A 537-nucleotide genomic window follows, 5' to 3' on the forward strand; every position below is an offset into this window, starting at 1 on the left:
TTCGGCGCCGTCCGCGGTCGGTTGGAATGTCAGGAAGAACAGGGTGAGCAGGACGGCGGTCAGCGGACTGCCGAGCAGGAGCCAGCTGCCGAACCGCCGCCACCGGGGGAGGCGGCGGAAGTAGCGGCCGGCGACGAGGAAACTGATGACGGGTGTGCCGAGGGCCAGACCGAAGCCGATGAGATGCGGTAGCACCGCCGCCAGGTCGAAGATGCCGTCGACGACCTGCCCCACGCCGGTGCAGGCGAGCAGGACCATGGCGGTGCGGCGGGCGGCGGCCCGGCCGTCCGGCTCCGGGTCGATCGCCTTCGTGGTGCGGAAGATGCCGATCACACCGACGATCAGAATGAGCCCGGTGAGGACGAACGCGGCGTTCATGTAGGGCGCGGTGGATCCCATGCCCAAGCCACTGATCGGTTGGCTGATCGGGGAGTAGTCGGTGAACCGGTGGCCGAAGAGGGTGTATCCCGGACTGACGAAGCCGAGGACGAGCCAGGTCAGGTTGAAGGCGACCGGGCCCACGATGGCGCCGAGCGC

The 537-nt window shown here is 68.9% G+C and carries 1 protein-coding gene; it reads right to left on the reverse strand.

Annotation, left to right across the window (positions count from 1 at the left end):
- Positions 1-537, reverse strand: a 537-nt coding sequence (locus ACLJQE_RS44795; protein WP_410645941.1) for a DUF998 domain-containing protein, incomplete at both ends; no start/stop codon positions are given.

It is taken from the genome of Amycolatopsis sp. lyj-346 (genome assembly GCF_046548975.1).
In the GTDB taxonomy this organism is placed as follows: domain Bacteria; phylum Actinomycetota; class Actinomycetes; order Mycobacteriales; family Pseudonocardiaceae; genus Amycolatopsis.